The 17,446-nt window shown below is 72.8% G+C and carries 14 protein-coding genes, 2 pseudogenes and 1 riboswitch; of the genes and pseudogenes, 8 read left to right on the forward strand and 8 right to left on the reverse strand.

From position 1 onward, the window contains the following. The first annotated feature begins 180 nt into the window (after positions 1–180). Positions 181–984 (forward strand): hypothetical protein, encoded by an 804-nt coding sequence (locus ACZ4VA_RS22490; protein WP_468082422.1) that lies wholly within the window; start codon positions 181–183, stop codon positions 982–984. A gap of 520 nt (positions 985–1,504) precedes the next feature. On the opposite strand, the gene ACZ4VA_RS22495 is transcribed toward ACZ4VA_RS22490, so the two are convergent. Beyond that, positions 1,505–1,789: a chorismate mutase gene (locus ACZ4VA_RS22495; protein WP_355782634.1), complete on the reverse strand. Its 285-nt coding sequence runs from the start codon at positions 1,787–1,789 to the stop codon at positions 1,505–1,507. Positions 1,790–2,154: 365 nt separating this feature from the next. Here ACZ4VA_RS22495 and guaA point away from each other — a divergent pair, with 365 nt between their 5' ends. Continuing rightward, on the forward strand, positions 2,155–3,741 hold the full coding sequence (guaA, locus tag ACZ4VA_RS22500) for a glutamine-hydrolyzing GMP synthase (RefSeq protein WP_355782637.1): 1,587 nt from the start codon (positions 2,155–2,157) through the stop codon (positions 3,739–3,741). A 252-nt stretch (positions 3,742–3,993) separates the two neighbouring features. Here the strand turns inward: guaA and ACZ4VA_RS22505 are convergent, their stop codons facing one another. Continuing rightward, positions 3,994–4,482: a pyridoxamine 5'-phosphate oxidase family protein gene (locus tag ACZ4VA_RS22505; RefSeq protein WP_389391189.1), complete on the reverse strand. Its 489-nt coding sequence runs from the start codon at positions 4,480–4,482 to the stop codon at positions 3,994–3,996. A 185-nt stretch (positions 4,483–4,667) separates the two neighbouring features. Here ACZ4VA_RS22505 and ACZ4VA_RS22510 point away from each other — a divergent pair, with 185 nt between their 5' ends. Next, the gene (locus ACZ4VA_RS22510; protein ID WP_355782643.1) at positions 4,668–5,462 is read left to right on the forward strand and encodes a class II aldolase/adducin family protein; all 795 of its coding nucleotides are present in this window, start codon (positions 4,668–4,670) and stop codon (positions 5,460–5,462) included. 26 nt (positions 5,463–5,488) lie between these two features. Here ACZ4VA_RS22510 and ACZ4VA_RS22515 read toward each other — a convergent pair. After that, positions 5,489–5,887: pseudogene (locus ACZ4VA_RS22515) on the reverse strand (DUF4429 domain-containing protein); the annotation flags it as partial. A gap of 681 nt (positions 5,888–6,568) precedes the next feature. On the opposite strand from ACZ4VA_RS22515, the pseudogene ACZ4VA_RS22520 reads away from it, so the two are divergent. Both ACZ4VA_RS22520 and ACZ4VA_RS22525 read left to right on the forward strand, forming a co-directional pair. Further along, a pseudogene (locus ACZ4VA_RS22520) lies at positions 6,569–7,810 on the forward strand (hypothetical protein); the annotation flags it as partial. A gap of 678 nt (positions 7,811–8,488) precedes the next feature. Next, positions 8,489–9,019, forward strand: a complete 531-nt coding sequence (locus tag ACZ4VA_RS22525; RefSeq protein ID WP_355789568.1) for a DoxX family membrane protein — start codon at positions 8,489–8,491, stop codon at positions 9,017–9,019. A 10-nt stretch (positions 9,020–9,029) separates the two neighbouring features. On the opposite strand, the gene ACZ4VA_RS22530 is transcribed toward ACZ4VA_RS22525, so the two are convergent. Next, positions 9,030–9,269, reverse strand: a complete 240-nt coding sequence (locus tag ACZ4VA_RS22530; protein ID WP_468082423.1) for a hypothetical protein — start codon at positions 9,267–9,269, stop codon at positions 9,030–9,032. After that, the gene (locus ACZ4VA_RS22535; RefSeq protein ID WP_356170062.1) at positions 9,256–10,638 is read right to left on the reverse strand and encodes a PspC domain-containing protein; all 1,383 of its coding nucleotides are present in this window, start codon (positions 10,636–10,638) and stop codon (positions 9,256–9,258) included. The genes ACZ4VA_RS22530 and ACZ4VA_RS22535 overlap by 14 nt, the downstream gene beginning before the upstream one ends. Before the next feature lie 142 nt (positions 10,639–10,780). Here ACZ4VA_RS22535 and ACZ4VA_RS22540 point away from each other — a divergent pair, with 142 nt between their 5' ends. Both ACZ4VA_RS22540 and ACZ4VA_RS22545 read left to right on the forward strand, forming a co-directional pair. Further along, entirely contained in the window at positions 10,781–12,115 is a 1,335-nt protein-coding gene (locus ACZ4VA_RS22540) for an ATP-binding protein (protein ID WP_355789559.1), read from the forward strand. Then, positions 12,112–12,891, forward strand: a complete 780-nt coding sequence (locus ACZ4VA_RS22545) for a response regulator transcription factor (RefSeq protein WP_355789556.1) — start codon at positions 12,112–12,114, stop codon at positions 12,889–12,891. The genes ACZ4VA_RS22540 and ACZ4VA_RS22545 overlap by 4 nt, the downstream gene beginning before the upstream one ends. A 140-nt stretch (positions 12,892–13,031) precedes the next feature. On the opposite strand, the gene ACZ4VA_RS22550 is transcribed toward ACZ4VA_RS22545, so the two are convergent. Both ACZ4VA_RS22550 and ACZ4VA_RS22555 read right to left on the reverse strand, forming a co-directional pair. Beyond that, positions 13,032–13,661 (reverse strand): hypothetical protein, encoded by a 630-nt coding sequence (locus ACZ4VA_RS22550; RefSeq protein WP_355793757.1) that lies wholly within the window; start codon positions 13,659–13,661, stop codon positions 13,032–13,034. 148 nt (positions 13,662–13,809) lie between these two features. Then, complete coding sequence (locus ACZ4VA_RS22555) at positions 13,810–14,889, reverse strand: C40 family peptidase (RefSeq protein WP_468082424.1); 1,080 nt, start codon at positions 14,887–14,889, stop codon at positions 13,810–13,812. A 544-nt stretch (positions 14,890–15,433) separates the two neighbouring features. Between ACZ4VA_RS22555 and ACZ4VA_RS22560 the strand changes: the two genes are divergently transcribed. Continuing rightward, a complete protein-coding gene (locus tag ACZ4VA_RS22560) occupies positions 15,434–15,787 on the forward strand; it encodes a hypothetical protein (protein ID WP_355793761.1) in 354 nt (117 codons plus the stop codon). A gap of 169 nt (positions 15,788–15,956) precedes the next feature. Here ACZ4VA_RS22560 and ACZ4VA_RS22565 read toward each other — a convergent pair whose 3' ends face one another. Next, positions 15,957–17,114 carry a C40 family peptidase gene (locus ACZ4VA_RS22565; protein ID WP_355784830.1) on the reverse strand — a complete coding sequence of 386 codons (1,158 nt, stop codon included), beginning with the start codon at positions 17,112–17,114 and terminating at the stop codon, positions 15,957–15,959. 7 nt (positions 17,115–17,121) lie between these two features. After that, positions 17,122–17,279, reverse strand: a riboswitch (cyclic di-AMP (ydaO/yuaA leader). Positions 17,280–17,446 lie beyond the last annotated feature (167 nt).

Here is a 17,446-nt window from a genome sequence, read left to right on the forward strand (position 1 = left end):
GCGTCGGCCGCCGATGGTTGCACTCTCGCTCACAGAATCCTTATGTGGGCTGAGTCACACGGTGATCGCGCTCCGCGACCGGGGCCCCGCCGCCGTCCGCCCCGGCACCTGTGCGATCGTGACGCGCCGGGCCCGTCCTGTCCGACGCGGCCCCGTCCGGAAAACGTGAAGGTGGGGAACGTGAAGTCAAAGGTGTCGCGCGTCACGGCGGCGGTCGCGGTCATGGCGGCGCTGGGAGGCACCGCGGCGTGCGGCGGTGGCGACGACAAGGGCGGCAAGCCGGCGAAGGCGGCCACGGCGACGGCGACGGCGAGCGGGAAGGCCTCCGGCCCGGCGAAGGAAGGCGGCGACGCGAAGGGCACCGACGGGGCGAAGGACACCGGCGCGCCGGAGAAGAGCGCCACCGCCGGGGCGCCCGCCGCGCTGTCCCGGGCCCAGCTGGACAAGGCCGCCCTCGCGGACGGCGAGGTCAAGGGTTACACGGTCGACCGGACGCCCGCCTCGGACATCTCGCTGGACTCCGTGCCGGCCACCCCGGCCGCCTGCCAGCCCGTCGCCGACATGTTCCTGTTCACCACCCGCCCCACGGCGCACGCCGGCGTCGGCCGCGGCTTCACCACGAAGGACGACCTGGACGCCTCGGTCACCTCCCTCGCCCTCCTCTCGTACCGGCCCGGCGAGGCCGACGAGGTCCTCGCGGGACTGCGCAAGGCGGCGGACACGTGCACGTCGTACAAGCACACCGGCTACCGCTACAGCGAGGTGAAGCCGCTCAAGGACCCGCACCTCGGTGACGAGTCCGTCGCGTACCGGCTCAAGGCGTCGATCGAGGACACGGAGGTGCCCACGACCTTCACCGTCGTCCGGGTCGGGACCGTCGTCGTGTCCTTCACCTCGATGAACATGCTGGACCCGGACAAGGTGAAGGTGCCGACGGAGATCGTCGAGAAGCAGCTGGCCAAGGTCGAGAAGGCCGTCGGCTAGGACGCACCGCGTGCCTCCGGGCAGAGCGAAGGGCCCCGCGGGACGGATCCGCGGGGCCCTCCTTCGTCAGCACCGGCGTCAGGGCAGCGCCGGTGCCTGAGAAGCGGCGCCGGGGGGTCGCGCCGCCGTACGAAAACGATGCTGTTGTCTGCTGTGGGACGTGGGGCTGTTCCCGCATCGTGCTGGGTGGGCCGCGGCCTCCGCAACCGTTGCGCCACCCTCGGGAGGATTCCGCCGGCCGGCCCCGGGCGTCCCCGGAGCCGACCGTTCTCTGGAGTGACCGGGCTGCTGTCCCCTGCCGTCCGGTCACAGTCCTGGGACGAGGTCCCACGACGCACGGCACGATCCGCACGTCTCATCGCCCCAACGGAGCCACGCGTGGTTCTTTCGGGCCCGCCCCTGGCTGGCACGGACACCGGGGACAACGAAGCCCGCGCCGCCCCGGTCACGCGCCGTACGGGTGAGAGGGCATACGAACGTAGGTGCACCGGACGCCCGTGGCAGCGGGGCGCGGACGGCGTCAGACGCGGCCCCGGCACAGCTCCAGCAGCAGCATCGCCAGTGAGGTGCCGGGCTTGCCCAGCGCGTCCCTGTAGTGACCGAGGATCTCCATCTCGCGGGAGAGATTCACCCGGCGGCCGCCGGAGGTGATCCGCGCCTCCTGGATCACCGCGGAGACGGCCATCCGCTCCTGGACGAGCCCGATGATCCGGTCGTCCAGGGCGTCGATGCGTTCACGGGCACCGGTGATGACACCGGCGGCCTCGTCGGTGCGGGCGCCGGTCCTGTCCAGTACGTCGGCCATGGTGGGGCTCCTTCTCGGAAGAGGTGCCCCGGGGCGGCAGGACCCGGAAACGCCAGACGCCCCGGGCCTTGTCGGCCCGGGGCGCCTGGGATGTCGCTTGTCAGTGGCTCAAGCAGCACGACCATGGCAGCCGGTGGGCCGGTTGCCATAGGTAAAGACGAAGGTCTGGTGCGAGAGCATGCGTGCAGTATGCACCCCGGGAACACGGCGGTCCAAGCCCGGCCGGGCGGGATCTCAGCTCGCGAGACCGGGCGTCACGGGCCCGGAACGGGGGGCTTGGGCGGTGCTTCCGGGGACGGGAGGGGTTCTCCGCGGGCCCGTTAGAATCGGAGGTACAGACCCCGTAGACCGCCGGAAGGCAAACCGTGCCATCAGCACCCTCCGCTGCCGCCAGCCCCGACACCGTCCTGGTCGTCGACTTCGGCGCGCAGTACGCCCAGCTCATCGCCCGCCGCGTCCGCGAGGCCCGGGTCTACAGCGAGATCGTGCCGAGCACCATGCCGGTCGAGGAGATCCTCGCCAAGAACCCGGCGGCGATCATCCTGTCCGGCGGTCCCTCGTCGGTGTACGCGGAGGGCGCCCCCCGCCTCGACCGCGCGATCTTCGAGGCCGGGGTCCCCGTCTTCGGCATGTGCTACGGCTTCCAGCTGATGGCCACGACCCTCGGCGGCACCGTCGACAACACCGGCGCCCGCGAGTACGGCCGCACCCCGCTGCACGTCTCGAAGTCCGGCTCCACCCTCTTCGAGGGCACCCCGGACGAGCAGTCGGTCTGGATGTCCCACGGTGACGCCTGCTCCGCCGCCCCCGAGGGCTTCACGGTCACGGGCTCCACGGACGTCGTCCCGGTCGCGGCCTTCGAGAACGACGAGAAGAAGCTGTACGGGGTCCAGTACCACCCCGAGGTCATGCACTCCACGCACGGCCAGCAGGTGCTGGAGCACTTCCTGTACCGCGGCGCGGGCCTGACGCCGAGCTGGACGACCGGCAACGTGATCGAGGAGCAGGTCGCGCTCATCCGCGAGCAGGTCGGCACCAAGCGCGCCATCTGCGGCCTGTCCGGCGGCGTGGACTCCGCGGTCGCCGCGGCCCTCGTGCAGAAGGCCATCGGCTCCCAGCTGACCTGTGTGTACGTCGACCACGGCCTGATGCGCCAGGGCGAGACCGAGCAGGTCGAGAAGGACTTCGTCGCGGCCACCGGCGTCCAGCTGAAGGTCGTCGACGCCGAGGAGCGCTTCCTCACCGCACTCAAGGGTGTCTCGGACCCCGAGGAGAAGCGGAAGATCATCGGCCGCGAGTTCATCCGGGTCTTCGAGCAGGCCCAGGCGGAGATCATCGCCGAGGCCGCGGAGGGCGAGGACGTCGCCTTCCTGGTGCAGGGCACCCTCTACCCGGACGTCGTCGAGTCCGGCGGCGGCACCGGCACCGCCAACATCAAGTCCCACCACAACGTGGGCGGCCTCCCCGAGGACATCGAGTTCCAGCTCGTCGAGCCGCTGCGCAAGCTGTTCAAGGACGAGGTCCGCATGGTCGGCCAGGAGCTCGGCCTGCCTGACGAGATCGTCCAGCGGCAGCCGTTCCCCGGCCCGGGCCTCGGCATCCGCATCGTCGGCGAGGTCAACAAGGAGCGGCTCGACCTGCTCCGGCACGCCGACGCCATCGCCCGCGAGGAGCTCACCAAGGCGGGCCTCGACCGCGACATCTGGCAGTGCCCGGTGGTCCTGCTCGCGGACGTCCGCTCCGTCGGCGTCCAGGGCGACGGCCGGACCTACGGCCACCCGATCGTGCTGCGCCCCGTCTCCTCCGAGGACGCCATGACGGCGGACTGGTCGCGGCTGCCGTACGACGTCCTGGCGAAGATCTCGACCCGGATCACGAACGAGGTCGCGGACGTCAATCGTGTCGTCCTCGACGTGACCTCCAAGCCGCCGGGCACCATCGAGTGGGAGTAGCCCTCCCCGTCGGCCACCGGCCGGCGTGAGCGCCCGGCGTGCCGGGGGAGAGCTGAGAAGGGGCGCCGTCCGGACCGGACGGCGCCCCTTCTCGTGCGTCCGGGTGCGGACCGGCGCGGTCAGGTGCGTCTGCGGTCCGTGGCGGTTGGGGGCTTCTGACGGTCCGCGACGGGGCGAGGGCGTCGGACGGTCCGCAGTGGTCGGGGCGTCGGACGGTCCGTGGCGGTTGCGGCGTCCGGTGGTCCGCGGTGGTCAGGTGCGTTTGACGGTCCGCAGCGGAGAATCCGGCCGCCAGATCCGCACCACCAGGTACGTGTCGTCCTCCACGCACGTCCGCACGACCTCGGTCAGCTCGGTGCGGAAGAGGTGGAACGCCTCCGGGTCCGGCGGGTTCACCGCCTCGGTGTAGCGCCCCACGACCTCGGGGTCCCGCACCTCGACGGCCCGACCGGCGACCCGTACGTCGCCGCCTGCCATGTCCGTCCCCGGCCCCGGGTTCGCCTGGAGCGCGAAGCGCGGGTCGCGGCGCAGGTCGAGCGCCTTGAGCGAGCCCGGCATCATGCCGAGCCACAGCTCGCCGTCCAGGAAGCGCACCTCGATCCCGGTGGTGCGGGGCGAACCGTCCTTGCGGAGGGTGGCCAGGATGTGGTGGGTGAAGGCTCCGAAGCGGGCCTCCGCCGTCCGGGCGAGTTCGGGTTCGGCGGCGGCGAAGGCCGCCCAGTTCGACGTGGTACCTGTCATACGACAAGTCTCGTCCCCATACCGGACACCTGCTGTCGGGTATTCGGGGGTCGCCGCGCGGGTACCCGACGGTCGGGACATCTCGCGTAACGGTTGTGCACTCTCTTCCCGGAACGGCCCTGTTCTCCTGCGCTGACCGCGGGTAACTTCCGCTCCGTACCGAACACGCCAGTGCTGGAGGACATATGCACGGGCCCAAGCCGCCCCTGCCCGTACCCACCGACCGGCTGCGGTTCGCCATGCCGCCGATGCACGAGTCGCTGGAGGACGAGCGGCGCCACCGCAAGGAGCGGCTGGCGGGCGCGCTGCGGATCTTCGGGCGGTTCGGATTCGAGGACGGGGTCTCCGGCCACATCACCGCCCGCGACCCGGAGTACAGCGACTGCTTCTGGGTCAACCCGTTCGGGATGCCCTTCAAGCACGTCACCGTGAGCGACCTGGTCCTCGCCAACCAGGACGGGCAGGTGATCGAGGGCAGGTACCACGTGAACCAGGCGGCGTTCACCGTCCACGCCCAGGTGCACGCCGCCCGCCCGGACGTGGTCGCCGTCGCCCACTGCCACTCCGTGCACGGACGGGCCGTGGCCGCGCTCGGCGACCTGCTCGACCCCATCACGCAGGAGTCCTGCGCCTTCTACGAGGACCACGCGCTGTACGACAGCTACACCGGCGTCGCCGTCGACGCCGAGGAGGGCCGCCGGATCGCCTCCGCGCTCGGCAGCCGCAAGGCGCTCGTCCTGCGCAACCACGGCCTGCTGACCGTCGGCGACTCCGTGGACGCGGCGGCCTGGTGGTTCCTGTCCATGGAGCGGTCCTGCCAGGTCCAGCTCACCGCGCGGGCGGCGGGACGGCCGATCGTCATCGACCACAGGCAGGCGGTCGCGACCCGCGAGCAGCTCGGCGGCGACCTGGTGGCCTGGATCAACTACCAGCCCCTGTGGACGGACATCAGCCGCAGCGAGCCGGATCTGCTGAGTTAGCGGCGGGGCGCTGCGGGCAGGGGCGGGCGTAGTCGGGCTGCGCGGGGCGCTGCGGGCAGGGGGCGACCGCGGGTACTGGGGGCTGGGATCTGCTCCAGCAGCAGGGCCCGGCGGATCTCCTCGGCGAGGTACTCCGCGATGCCCGCCCGGTCGACGTCCACGGCCAGGCGGTACGGGTCCGCCGTCTCCGGGAGCCGGCCCCCCGTCGCCTGGAGCAGGGGGTCGGCGCCCTCGCGTAGCCTCAACCGGAGCCGCCCGCGCCTGCGTTCCGGTTCGAGGACGATCCCGGCGACCGCCTCCAGCGGCACCGTGACCTCTCCGTACGTCTGCCGGAACAGCGGGACGGAGCGGTGCAGTCCCGGGGTGATGCGGGCCGTGCTGCCGTCGAACGCCCAGGTCCCGTCGCGCTGGATGATCTCGGCCATACGGAAATTCTCCCAGCCGGGTCAACACGGAGCCCGGCGTCTCACCCTCGCTGACCACACCCGGCGAACGCGGACCGTGTTCCGTGCGGCACAATGCGTCGTCGTCGCGGGGCAGTTGTCACGCAGTTGTACGGCAGTCAGGCGTACGGGAGGCCCGGCGACGCGGGAGCATGTGACGCGAGGTCCTCGGGGATCTCGTGGGACTCGCAGGAACCTGCGGGACCTCTCTTTGTTGCGGGGAAGGCGGCAGCGGGCGTGGCGGTGCAGGAGGCGAGACAGGGCGGGGAGCGCGGCGACGGAACCGGGTCGGGGTCGGGTTCCGGGGCCGGCTCGGGGGCGAGCACCGGTGCGGGTTCGGGGGCCGGCGCGGGGGCCGGCTCGGGAGCTGGTTCGGGTTCTCGGGCCGGTGCAGGTGCGGGGGCCGGTTCGGGTTCCGGGACCGGTGCGGGTGCGGGTGCGGGGACTGGTTCGGGGGGCGGGGCCGGTACGGGTTCGCGGTCTGGTGCGGGTTCTGGGGCCGGGTCGGGCGCCGGGTACGGGGCGGGTTCTGGGGCTGGGTACGGCGGCGGGGCGGGTTCTGGGTACGGGTACGGGGCTGGTTCGGGTTCCGGGTCCGGGCACGGCGCCGGGGCGGGTTCCGGGTTCCGGTCCGGGTGGGGGTCGGGGCCGGTTTCCGGGCGCGGGGGCCACGACGGTGGCTGCACGTGCGGGGACTGTCCGCACGGCGCCCGCGAGGGGCACCGGCGCGCGGTCGCCGAATTCCTCGCCAAGCGCGACGAGTTCGCGGCCGGGCAGGGGCTGCCCGCCGCGGTCGCGCACTCCGTCACCGCGTCCCGGCAGTGGGTCTCGGACGAGCTGACCCAGTCGGCGGACCTCGTCGCCGAGCGCGGACGCGTCGAGGGCGAGGCCTGGCTGGCGCGGCTGTGGCGCCGTACCGCGTTCGCCGTCTGGGGTGTCGTCGGCTTACTGCTCCTTGGGCAGGCGCTGACCGCGATCGGCGCGGGGTGGTCGCCCGCGCGGACCTCAGGGCTGGTGGCCGCGGTTCTCGTGGGCGGGCTGCTGACCGGTGCGGGGTATTTCCACCGGGCGCGGGGCGGGGTCCTCGCCCCTGTCGTCGGCGAGGACAACCGGCTCTCCACCTCCCGTGCGGTGGCCGCGAGTTGGGTCGTCCTCGTGGTGTACGCCGTTCTCGTCCTCGTGGGGCAGCTGGCCCTCGCGTCCGGGCACGCCGAGCGGGACCGGCTCATCTCCGGGCTCGAACTCGCCCGGGGCGCGGGTGTGGTGACCGTCGTCGCCGTGGTGTGCGGGATCGCCGTGCTCGTGCGGCGTGTGGTGGGGCTGCGGGTGCTCGGGCAGCGTCTGCAGAAGGTGCGGGCCGATCGTCCCCGGGCCGCCGATCTGCTCACCGACGACTCGGGACGCGGGAGCTTCGCCGACATCCAGTACGTGGTCGTCGGTGCCGTCGCGCTGGTCTTCGCGGTGGTACGGCTGGCCCGGCGGCCGGAGCAGTTGCCCGATCTGCCGTGGGGGCTGGCGGTGCTGGTGCTCGTCTCGGCGGCGACGTATGTCGCGGGGAAGTACGCGGAGGGTGGGCGCCCGGTGATTCTGTCGGTCGTCCGTGCGCGGGAGGCGGGGGATCTGGACGCGCCGATCCGTACGGGGGACGACATCGAGATCCGCGGGGCCGGGTTCGTGCCGCCGGGGGCGGGGACGGCGGACCGGCTGTCCCGGATGGTCGTCCGGATCGGGCCGGTCAACGTCCACGTGCCGCTGGTTCCGGTGCCCGGAGGCTTCAGCAACCCGACGGACGCGGTGCTGACGGTGCCGGTGCCGGTGGATGTGGAACCGGGACGGGTGGAGGTGCAGGTGGTCACCGCGGCGGGAGTGGAGACGAACCGTTGCACCATCGACGTGACGGACTGAGCGGGCGCGGTGTCCGGCCTTGTGGGCGTCGGGCGCGGCGGGGCCGGTGGGTGGGTCGGGGCCGTGCCGGTACATCCGGCCGTCGGTAGTTGGTGTCGGCGTCCGTTACCAGCGTTCCTCGGTTGCGTACGTCCCCGTCTCGACGGCCATTTGATGTACCGGCACGGCCCCTTCGGTCGCAGGGCGGCTTGCGGTCGTGGGTGGTTGAGCTGCGGGGCGCGAGCCCGGTGGACCTAGCTGCGGGCATGCGTGCCGCTCGGGGCGATGGGGGTCCCCCCGCTCGAGCGGAGCCGAGAGTGGGGGAGGGCGGGCGCAGGCGGCTCCCCGTTGGCGCCGGGGTCGCCGACCTACCCCGACCTCAGCCGTGGCGCCGGTGCCGATGCAGCCGATTTGGAGTGGGCCCCACCCGGGTGGCACCCCGTTGGCGCCGGTTTGCCGTTCTACCTCGGCGTCGGCCGTGGCGGCGGGAGTGGGCGTGTTCCCAACGGGGTGCGGTGTCTCGGAGGCGCCGAGTTTGGTGGGTCCCTGTAGAGGCCCGCCGGGCAGGTGGGCCTTGGGGGTCGGGACGGGGGCCGCCTCATGTGGGGGCTCCCTTGGTGGGGTGAGCGGGGGGAGCGTGGCGTACGTATGGTCTGTTGAGGGGTCAACGGCATGGTGGGGCGAGAGGCGGCGGCAGCGATGACTCACGGCATGCGTCCGGACACGCACGACAGCACGTATCCCGAGGGAGACCGGACGTGGCGGGACTCCGCCACGCGCTATGCCCTGCTCCCCCTGCGCGTCTTCCTCGGCGTCACCTTCATCTACGCCGGTCTCGACAAACTCACCGACAGCGCCTTCATGAAGGACGCCGGAGCCGGTTCGATCGGCGACATGATGCGCGCCGCCCGCAACTCGTCCGCGATCCCCGCCCTCGTCGACCTGGCTCTCAACAACCCCGTCGGCTTCGGGTACGCCATCGCCTTCGGCGAGCTGGCCGTCGGCATCGGCACCCTCCTCGGTCTGCTGGCCCGCCTCGCCGCGCTCGGCGGCGCGCTGATCTCCCTCAGCCTCTGGCTGACGGTGAGCTGGGCCTCCGATCCCTACTACTACGGCAACGACCTGGCGTACCTGATGGCCTGGCTGCCTCTCGTCCTCGCCGGCGCCGCGGTCCTGTCCGTGGACGCCGCCCTTCGCGCCAGGCGCCGCCGCGCGGGCGTCTACTCATAAGGCCGCCCCGTCAGCGGGACGCCCCCGCTTCAGAAGGGGCCCGCTCCGCTCTGGACGAGCGGCGTCGGCGCAGCGCGCTCGTCAGGAACGCCGCCGCGCCCGCCAGGCACAGGCCGCCCGCGACGATCGGGATCATTGCGAACCACGGGGTCTCCCACAGGCCGCCCGCGTCACCGGCGTAGACGACGCCCGCGAGGGCCAGGAAGCAGCCCGCTATCAGCTTTCCCGGCTGGAACTCATGACGTAGCACGGGCCACCTCCGCCTGTCCGGCGCCGACTTCCAGCTGGAGGTCGAGCGTGCCCGCGCTCTTGCCGCCCGTGGCCGGGGGGAGCGTCACCTGTTTGTTCCTGCCCGGCTGCACGTCCACGTCCTTGCTGTCGTCGCCCGGCAATTGGATGTCGCCGACACCCACTTCGATGTCCAGCCGCACGGTCACGTCGTCGGGGACCACCACCTTCAGCCGGCCCACGCCGACCTCGGCGTGCGTGGACACCGTCTGGCCCTTGGCGAGGTCGAGGCCGCTGAGGTCCAGGGTGCCGACACCGGTGCCGAGGTCGTAGGTCCGCTGTACGTCGGAGACCGCCGCCGGGGTCCACGTGGTGCGGACCCAGTGGGTGCTGATGTCGCCGGGGAGAGCCGCGGCGCAGGCCAGCAACCCGGCGGTGACGACGGCGAGGAAGACCGAACCGGCCCCCGTACGGCCGAGGAAGGCGCTGACCGCGATGCCGACGCCGAAGACGACGAGCGCGCAGGCGAGCCCGGTCTGCACGCTGGTGCCGAGCGCGTGGTCGTCCCAGGTGAGCCCCGTGCCTAGGGCGCCCGCGACCAGTGCGGTCAGGAACACCCAGCCGCCGATCCACCGCGGGCCGCGCGGCTGCGGCTCCTGGGACACGCGTATGTGGCTGCGGGACGTGCCGCGCGCGATGTTCACCGCAGCCGCTATGTCCCGGTCCCGGGAGTCCGGGGGGCCCCACAGATAGCCCGTGCCGCCGACATGTGTGCCGTCCTTGACGATCGGGTCGCGCCACCAGGACGGGTACGCGTACGGCACCGGGGGCGCCTTGGCCTCGGGCGGGGCGTCGGCCGCGGCCTGCGCGGCGAGCGGGTCGGGATCGGGGTCGCCGCGCTGCTGCGACCAGTACCCGGCGCCCGCCAGCAGGATGGCCAGTATCACGGCGAAGGCGAGCACCCCGCCGTTGTGCAGCATGGAGAGGAAGACGCCGCAGCCGACCAGGGCGAAGAGGACCGCTGCCAGCGCCTGGCCGTCGACGCGGCCGGTGAGCAGCTTGCGTACCTCGTTCTCCTCGTCGTCGTCGGTCGGGACGAACAGCCAGACGAAGCCGTAGAAGATGAGGCCGAGGCCGCCGGTCGCGGCGAGCACCGCCAGCACGATCCGGAAGATCACCGGGTCCATCTCGCACTGCCGCCCGAGCCCGGCGCACACCCCGCCCAGCATCTTCTGCCGGCGGTCGCGCCGGAAGCGGTGCGGGGGGCCGGGCGGGGCCGCTCCTCCGTGCGCCCCGTGCGCGCGCGGCTCGCCGGCGGGGCCGGGGCCGGCCGCTCCGGCGCCCGGGCCCGGACCGGGATCCGGTGCCGCCGCGTGCTGGTGATCTGTCATGGGTCCATGGTGACGGGCGAGGGGCCGTGAGGGGAGTCGGGATGACCCTGGCCCGACCCTGAGATCGTCCCTGACGAGGCCGGGGGGAAGCGTTCTGACGCCGGTCCTTCGAAGATCAGGGGAGTCTCGGGGGCCGACCCTGATGCCCCGGTCCGCCGGGCGTGTGAACATCGATGGCATGCCGGAAGCCGCAGCAGTGCCACTCGCCCCGCTCGAGGGTCCGCGGCCGCCGCGCAAGCTCTACCGCAGCAGCGACGGACGCTGGCTCGGTGGCGTGGCGCGGGGGCTCGCCGGGCATCTCGGGCTGCCTGTCGTGTGGCTGCGGCTGATGTTCGTCGGCCTGTTCATGGCGGACGGCCTGGGCGCGCTGCTGTACGCGGCGTTCTGGTTCTTCGTGCCGCTGGGAGTCGGCGGCGTCGACGCCGGGCGCCCCCCTGCGGTCACCACCGAGCCCGCGCCCGACGGCCGGCGCAGACTGGTCGCCCGCAAGCCGGACCGGGGCCAGATCGTCGCGCTGCTGCTCATGGTCGTCGTGGCCCTGGTCTTCGTCGGCAACGTGAATCTCGGCGGCGGTGCCAAGGCGTATCTCTGGCCGACCGTCCTCGTCGGCGCCGGTGTCGCCCTGGTCTGGCGCCAGGCGGACAACGCGCGCCGGGCCCGCTGGATGGAGGTCGGCCGCCGCAGACGCACGCTGACGCTGCTGCGCTCCGCCGCCGGTGTCCTGCTGGTCACCGCCGGCGTCTCCGGCATATTCGTGCTCCAGGGCTCCGCCGCCCACCTCGGCTCCGTCCTCCAGGCGGCGCTCGCCGTCCTGGTCGGCATAGCGCTCCTCGCGGGCCCCTATCTCGTCCGCATGACCCAGGACCTCTCCGAGGAGCGCCTGATGCGCATCCGCGCCCAGGAGCGGGCGGAAGTCGCCGCGCACGTCCACGACTCGGTGCTGCACACCCTGACCCTGATCCAGCGCAACGCGGAGAACGCGGGCGAGGTCCGCCGGCTCGCCCGCGCCCAGGAGCGCGACCTGCGCGCCTGGCTCTACAAACCGGAGGGCACCGGCAAGGACGAGGCGGAGGAACCGGACACCCTCGCCGAGGCGGTCCGGCGCAACGCCGCGGAGGTCGAGGACAAGCACGGCGTCCCCATCGAGGTCGTCGTCGTCGGGGACTGCCCGCTCGACGAGGGCCTCGCCGCACAGATGCAGGCCGCGCGGGAAGCGATGGTGAACGCCGCCAAGTACGGTGGCGACGGCGGCGCGGTACAGGTCTTCGCCGAAGTCGAGGGCAGGACGGTCTTCGTGTCCGTGCGGGACCGCGGCCCGGGCTTCGACCTCGACGCGATACCCGCCGACCGCATGGGCGTCAGAGAATCGATCATCGGCCGCATGGAGCGCAACGGCGGCACGGCGCGGCTGCGTGCGGTGCCGGACGGCGGCACGGAGGTCGAGCTGGAGATGGAGAGGGCGGAGAGTACGTCATGAGCGACGTGAACGGGCCGGACGAGGCCAAGGGGCCCGCGGGACCCGGAAGTTCTGCCGAGGCGGGCGCCACGGGGGCCGGCGAGCCCACGGAACCGGCCGGGCCGGCCGCGGGCGGGCGCCGGGCGCGGGTCGTGCTCGTCGACGACCACCGCATGTTCCGTACGGGGGTGCAGGCCGAGATCGGGGAGACCGAGCGGACCGGCGTGGAGGTGGTCGGCGAGGCCGCCGACGTCGACCAGGCGGTCACGGTCATCACGGCCACCCGGCCCGAGGTCGTCCTCCTCGACGTCCACCTGCCGGGCGGCGGAGGCGTCGAAGTGCTGCGCCGCTGCGCACCGTTGATGGCCGACCCGGAGCAGCCGGTGCGCTTCCTCGCGCTCTCGGTCTCGGACGCCGCGGAGGACGTGATCGGCGTGATCCGCGGCGGCGCCCGGGGCTACGTCACCAAGACGATCACCGGCACCGACCTGGTGGACTCCATCTTCCGGGTCCAGGACGGCGACGCGGTCTTCTCGCCCCGCCTGGCCGGGTTCGTCCTGGACGCCTTCGCCTCGACCGACGCCCCGCCCGTCGACGAGGACCTGGACCGCCTCACCCAGCGCGAGCGCGAGGTCCTGCGCCTCATCGCCCGCGGCTACGCGTACAAGGAGATCGCCAAGCAGCTGTTCATCTCCGTCAAGACGGTCGAGTCCCATGTCTCGGCGGTGCTGAGGAAGCTCCAGCTGTCGAACCGGCACGAGCTGACCCGCTGGGCGACGGCACGCCGGCTGGTGTGAGCGACCGGGCCTCTCGCGCCCGTACCCGGTGGTCACGCGCCCGTACTCGGCGGGCCCGCACCCGGGGAAGGCGCGGGGCTGCGGCGGGCCGAGGGCGGTCGGGGCCCGCCGGTCGTCCGGGTCGGCGGGGGTGAGCGGTGTCAGCGGGGCGTCGCGGCCGGCGCCGGTCCCAGGACCCGTAGCACCCAGCGGTAGTGGCGTACGGCCTTCGCGATCCCGAGCAGGCCCGTCAGCCACAGGATCAGCCCGATGCCCATCCCCAGGACGACGTCGCTGTGCGCGTCGCGGCCCGGCTCGGCGCCCGAGACCGCCGCGAGCGACGCCCACAGCCCGATCGCGCACATGACGGTGGACGAGAGCAGCCAGAAGAGGCTGAGGCCGGGGGAGCGCAGGCGGGCGTCCGTCGGCGGGTGACTGTCCAACACCAGCCAGGCGTCGAGGAGTTGCTCGATCTGGCGGTCGCGGCGGACGGCCACGGCGACCGCGACGACGGGCGGGGCGAGCGAGGCGAGCCCGAGGATCGCGAAGATCGGCCCCAGCACCACGCGTGTCGGATCACCCTGCTCGAACTGCTGGAGCGGCAGCACCAGCAGCGCCCACCCGATGATCGCCACGAGCGACAACAGCCACAGCAGCAGCACCCGGTGCACCCCGAGGCTTCGCGCCCGCAACTCCTCCAGGGCCCGCCCCCGGTCGGCCAGCAGCGCCGACCGGTCCGGCCAGGTCCGCAGCTGCCAGGGCGGCGGAAGCGGCAGCAGGGAAGGGGACATCGGGACCTCTCGGACGGCGACGGGCGGCGATGCCGCTGGACCACGACGGACGGTGCGCGTCTGCGGTCGACGCTACCGCGCGAACGTGGCCATGCCATCAGCGCGTACCCGCGTCCGGCCGGAATCCTCCGCCTGCCGTACGGGGTCCTCACACCACCCGCGTAGCCCCCGCAAACGGCATCTCGTCGATCGGCGCCAGTCGTACCGGCGCCGACGGGTTGGGGGCGTGGATCATCCGGCCGCCTCCGACGTAGATGCCCACATGGCTGATTCCCGAGTAGAAGAAGACGAGGTCCCCCGGCTGGAGTTCGGCGCGCGAGACCCGCCGGCCGGCCCCGATCTGGGCGTACGTCGTGCGGGGCAGCGACACGCCCGCGGCGCGGTACGCGGCCTGGGTGAGGCCCGAGCAGTCGAAGGCGTTGGGGCCGGTGGCGCCCCACACGTAGGGGCTGCCGAGCTTCTGATAGGCGTACGCGACCGCCTCCGCCGCCCGGGAACCGGGCGCCTTGGCCGGGGTGGCACTCGTGCCGGTGCCGGACGGGAGGCCCGCCGTCTCCCGTGCGCCGGCCCGCGAGGCGTGCCCGGTGCCGCCGCCGTCCGCCGAGAGCCGCGCCCGCTGCTCGTCCGTGAGCCGGGACAGCAACCGGCGTGCCTCGCCCAGCTTCGTGTTGACCGTCTTCTTCTGCCGCTTGAGCTCGGCCTGCCGGGACTTGAGGGAGGTCAGCTCGACGCGGGCGGCGCCCCGCAGCTGCTCGATCTCGCGCAGCTGCTTGCGTACGCGCGCCACGGCCGCGGCCTGCCGGCTTCCCGCACGTTCGGCGAAGGCGGCCCCGTCCAGGTACCGGTCGGGGTCCTCGGACAGCGCGAGCTGCACGGCGGGGTCGAGGCCGCCGGTGCGGTACTGCGCCGTGGCGATCGAACCCAGCGCGTCCCGGGCCGAGTTGAGGCGGTCCGTCCTGCGGGCCGCCTCGTCGCGCAGCGTCCTGAGCCGCCGCTCCCCCTTGTCGGCCTTCTCCTTCGCCCCGTTGTACTTCTCGGTGGCGACCTCCGCCTCCTGGTACAGCTTGTCGACCTTGGCCTTGACCTGCGCCGGGGAGAGCTGCGGTTCGGCGTGTCCCGTCCCCTCGAAGGCGGTGGCCGTCGTCGCGCCCGCGAGGGCGAGGGTGGCGGCGGTGCGGGCCGTCTGACCGCCGAGCGAGCGTTGTCTGGGCTTGCGGTGCGATGCCACGAGGGCACACATCCTTTCGCGAAGACTCGTTCCGCACGGCCGCCCGGCGGGGCACGGCGACGCGTCCGGCGACGGCCCGCACAGGGGGAGCGGGGCGCCGCCGGACCTTTCGGCGGAAGCGACCGGTTGCCGCCCCTGGCCCGGGCGGCGGTGGAGAGCCGGTCACCTGGGGGAGGACGCTAAACCTGAGCGTGAGCGGCCGGTGACGCCATGTGCGGAAGTGGCGGGAGAGGTCCGCCGGGTGACCGGATGTGACCGCGCTCCCGGTCCGTGGGCGTCGGCTTGACGCTGAGTGCTGACCGAAGCGGGGATTTTCCGACGGGGCCCGAGACCCTGGTGCTATGAGCCCACTGGGCGGTCGTGAGAGGTGTCGCGTGACCGCCGAGACGGAGGTGAACACTGCGGCGGGTGGGTCCCGTGGGGTGCGACCGACCGGGGGGCCGGACGGCTGCCGGAGCCGGAAGCGGGTCGCTGGAGACGGCTACCGGAGCCGGAGGGAGGGCTGGTGGAGGCGGCCGGCGGGGCCCCGATTAGGCTCCGGCGCATGGACGTACTCATCCATCTCTTCGTCGGCCTGCACATCATCGGCATCGCCGCGCTCCTCGGCGGCTTCCTCACCCAGATGAAGGCGATGGGCCAGGGCACGGCCCGCTTCGTCCCCGCGATGCTGCACGGCGCGCTCACCATGCTGGTCACCGGAGTCGTGCTGGTCGGTCTCAACCAAGCCGACGACAACTCGCTCGACAACGTCAAGCTCGGCGTGAAGCTGGCCCTGCTGATCGTGATCCTCGGGCTCGTCTACGTGAAGCGCGACGAGGAGAAGGTCGACAAGGGCGCCTTCGCCGCGGTCGGCCTGCTGACCGTCGCGAACATCTTCATCGCGGTGCTCTGGACCTGACGGCGCCCGCCCGGGGAACCCTGGGCGACCGGCCCGACCGGCCCGACCGGCCCGACGGCCGCGCCCGGCGTGACCCCATGGTCATCGGCAGGCCCGGCGGCCGTGTCCGGTGCGACCCGGGGGCCGTACCGGACACGAACGCGAGGGGGTGCCGGCGTGGTGGCGTCCCCTACGCGGGGCGCACCACGCTGTGGATCGACGAGGTGCCGTCGTAGTAGATCGACTCCTCGCGGACGTACGCGCCCGGCTTCGGGGCGTGGATCATCATGCCGTTGCCGATGTACAGGCCGACGTGGCTGATGTCGTCGTAGAAGAAGACCAGGTCACCGGGCTTGATGTCGGAGAGCGGGACCGTGGTGCCCGCGTCGACCTGGTCCCAGGTGGTGCGCGGCAGGGAGACGCCCGCGGCCTTCCAGGCGGCCTGGGTGAGACCGGAGCAGTCGTAGGAGTCCGGGCCGGTCGCGCCCCACACGTACGGCTTGCCGACCTGGGCCCGCGCGAAGGCGATGGCCTTGTCGGCCGTGGTGGCGTACGCCGGGTCCTCCGCCGTGCCGCCCGCGCCGGCGTCCGAGTCGCCCTGGTCCTGCTGGGCGGTCTCCTCGCGGCTCCGCTCCTCCTGCGCGGCCTGCTGCCTGGCCAGTTCCTCGGCCTTGCGGTCGGCCTCCTCGCGCTTCTTCTCCTCGATCGCCGCGAGCCGCGCCTTCTCCTCGGCGGTGAGCTTCGAGAGCAGTCCGCGGGCGTCGGCGAGCTTCCGCTGCACCTCGGCCTTGGTCGACTTGAGCGTCCGCTGCGAGGTGGTCAGCTTCTCCAGGCTCTCGGAGGCCTCCGCCCGCTTCTTCGCCGTCGCCGCCTGCTCGGTGACGTAGTCGTCCACCGCCACCTTCTGGCGGCTGGTCAGACGGCCCATGAGCTGGGTCTGGTCGAAGTAGTCCTGCGGGTCGTCCGCCAGCAGGAGGGTCGCGGTGTCGGGGGCTGCGGCCCCGGTGCGGTACTGGGCGGCGGCGTACGAACCCAGCTCCTCGCGCGCCGTGTTGAGCTTCTCGGTGCGCTTGGCCACGTCGTCCAGCAGGGTGTCGACGCGCTGGCGCTGCTTGGAGCTCTTCTCCTTGGCCGCGTTGTACTTCTGGGTGGCCGTCTCGGCCTGGTGGTAGAGGTCGTCCACCTTCTTCTGGACTTCCTCGAGACTCGGCCTGGGTTCGGCCGAGGGCGCGGCGTTCGCCGTCTGCGAGAGCAGGGCCACGGACGTGAGGGCCGCCGTGGCGAGGCCCGGGGCCCGGACACCCGCTACGCGCGTTCCCGCAGGACGCCATTTGCGATGCGACGCCAAGAGAGGCGACTCCTTCCACGATCCGCCTACCGAGTTAGCTGTCGGGTTCGGGCGGGTGGTTCGGAAGGGTTGCCCTACGGTCCGCGCCCGACAAGGCGGTCGGACCGATTCACCCCAAGGTCGGTGGGTCCCCGGCTCCGGTTGCCGCGTGGGCGCGCCGGACTCGGCGGAGGCCGCGCGGCCCGGCGTCGTTCGCCGGTTGGGTCGGGCGGCCTGACCGGCACGCTAGCCAACGCGTGTGGCTTCTGTGAAGGTTGATGTTCGATATGCCCGATACGTTTTCGTGACCTTTTTCGCGGGGACCGGGTCGCGCCGCCGTCGCGGATCGTTTT

The organism is Streptomyces sp. NPDC028308, from assembly GCF_055565855.1.

Bases quoted from the DNA above. Each gene is read 5' to 3' on its own strand.
- ACZ4VA_RS22495 (WP_355782634.1), bottom strand. From the start codon at position 1,789: ATGGCCGACGTACTGGACAGGACCGGCGCCCGCACCGACGAGGCCGCC.
- ACZ4VA_RS22505 (WP_389391189.1), bottom strand. From the start codon at position 4,482: ATGACAGGTACCACGTCGAACTGGGCGGCCTTCGCCGCCGCCGAACCC.
- ACZ4VA_RS22510 (WP_355782643.1), top strand. From the start codon at position 4,668: ATGCACGGGCCCAAGCCGCCCCTGCCCGTACCCACCGACCGGCTGCGG.
- ACZ4VA_RS22525 (WP_355789568.1), top strand. From the start codon at position 8,489: ATGACTCACGGCATGCGTCCGGACACGCACGACAGCACGTATCCCGAG.
- ACZ4VA_RS22535 (WP_356170062.1), bottom strand. From the start codon at position 10,638: ATGACAGATCACCAGCACGCGGCGGCACCGGATCCCGGTCCGGGCCCG.
- ACZ4VA_RS22540 (WP_355789559.1), top strand. From the start codon at position 10,781: ATGCCCCGGTCCGCCGGGCGTGTGAACATCGATGGCATGCCGGAAGCC.
- ACZ4VA_RS22545 (WP_355789556.1), top strand. From the start codon at position 12,112: ATGAGCGACGTGAACGGGCCGGACGAGGCCAAGGGGCCCGCGGGACCC.
- ACZ4VA_RS22550 (WP_355793757.1), bottom strand. From the start codon at position 13,661: ATGTCCCCTTCCCTGCTGCCGCTTCCGCCGCCCTGGCAGCTGCGGACC.
- ACZ4VA_RS22560 (WP_355793761.1), top strand. From the start codon at position 15,434: ATGGACGTACTCATCCATCTCTTCGTCGGCCTGCACATCATCGGCATC.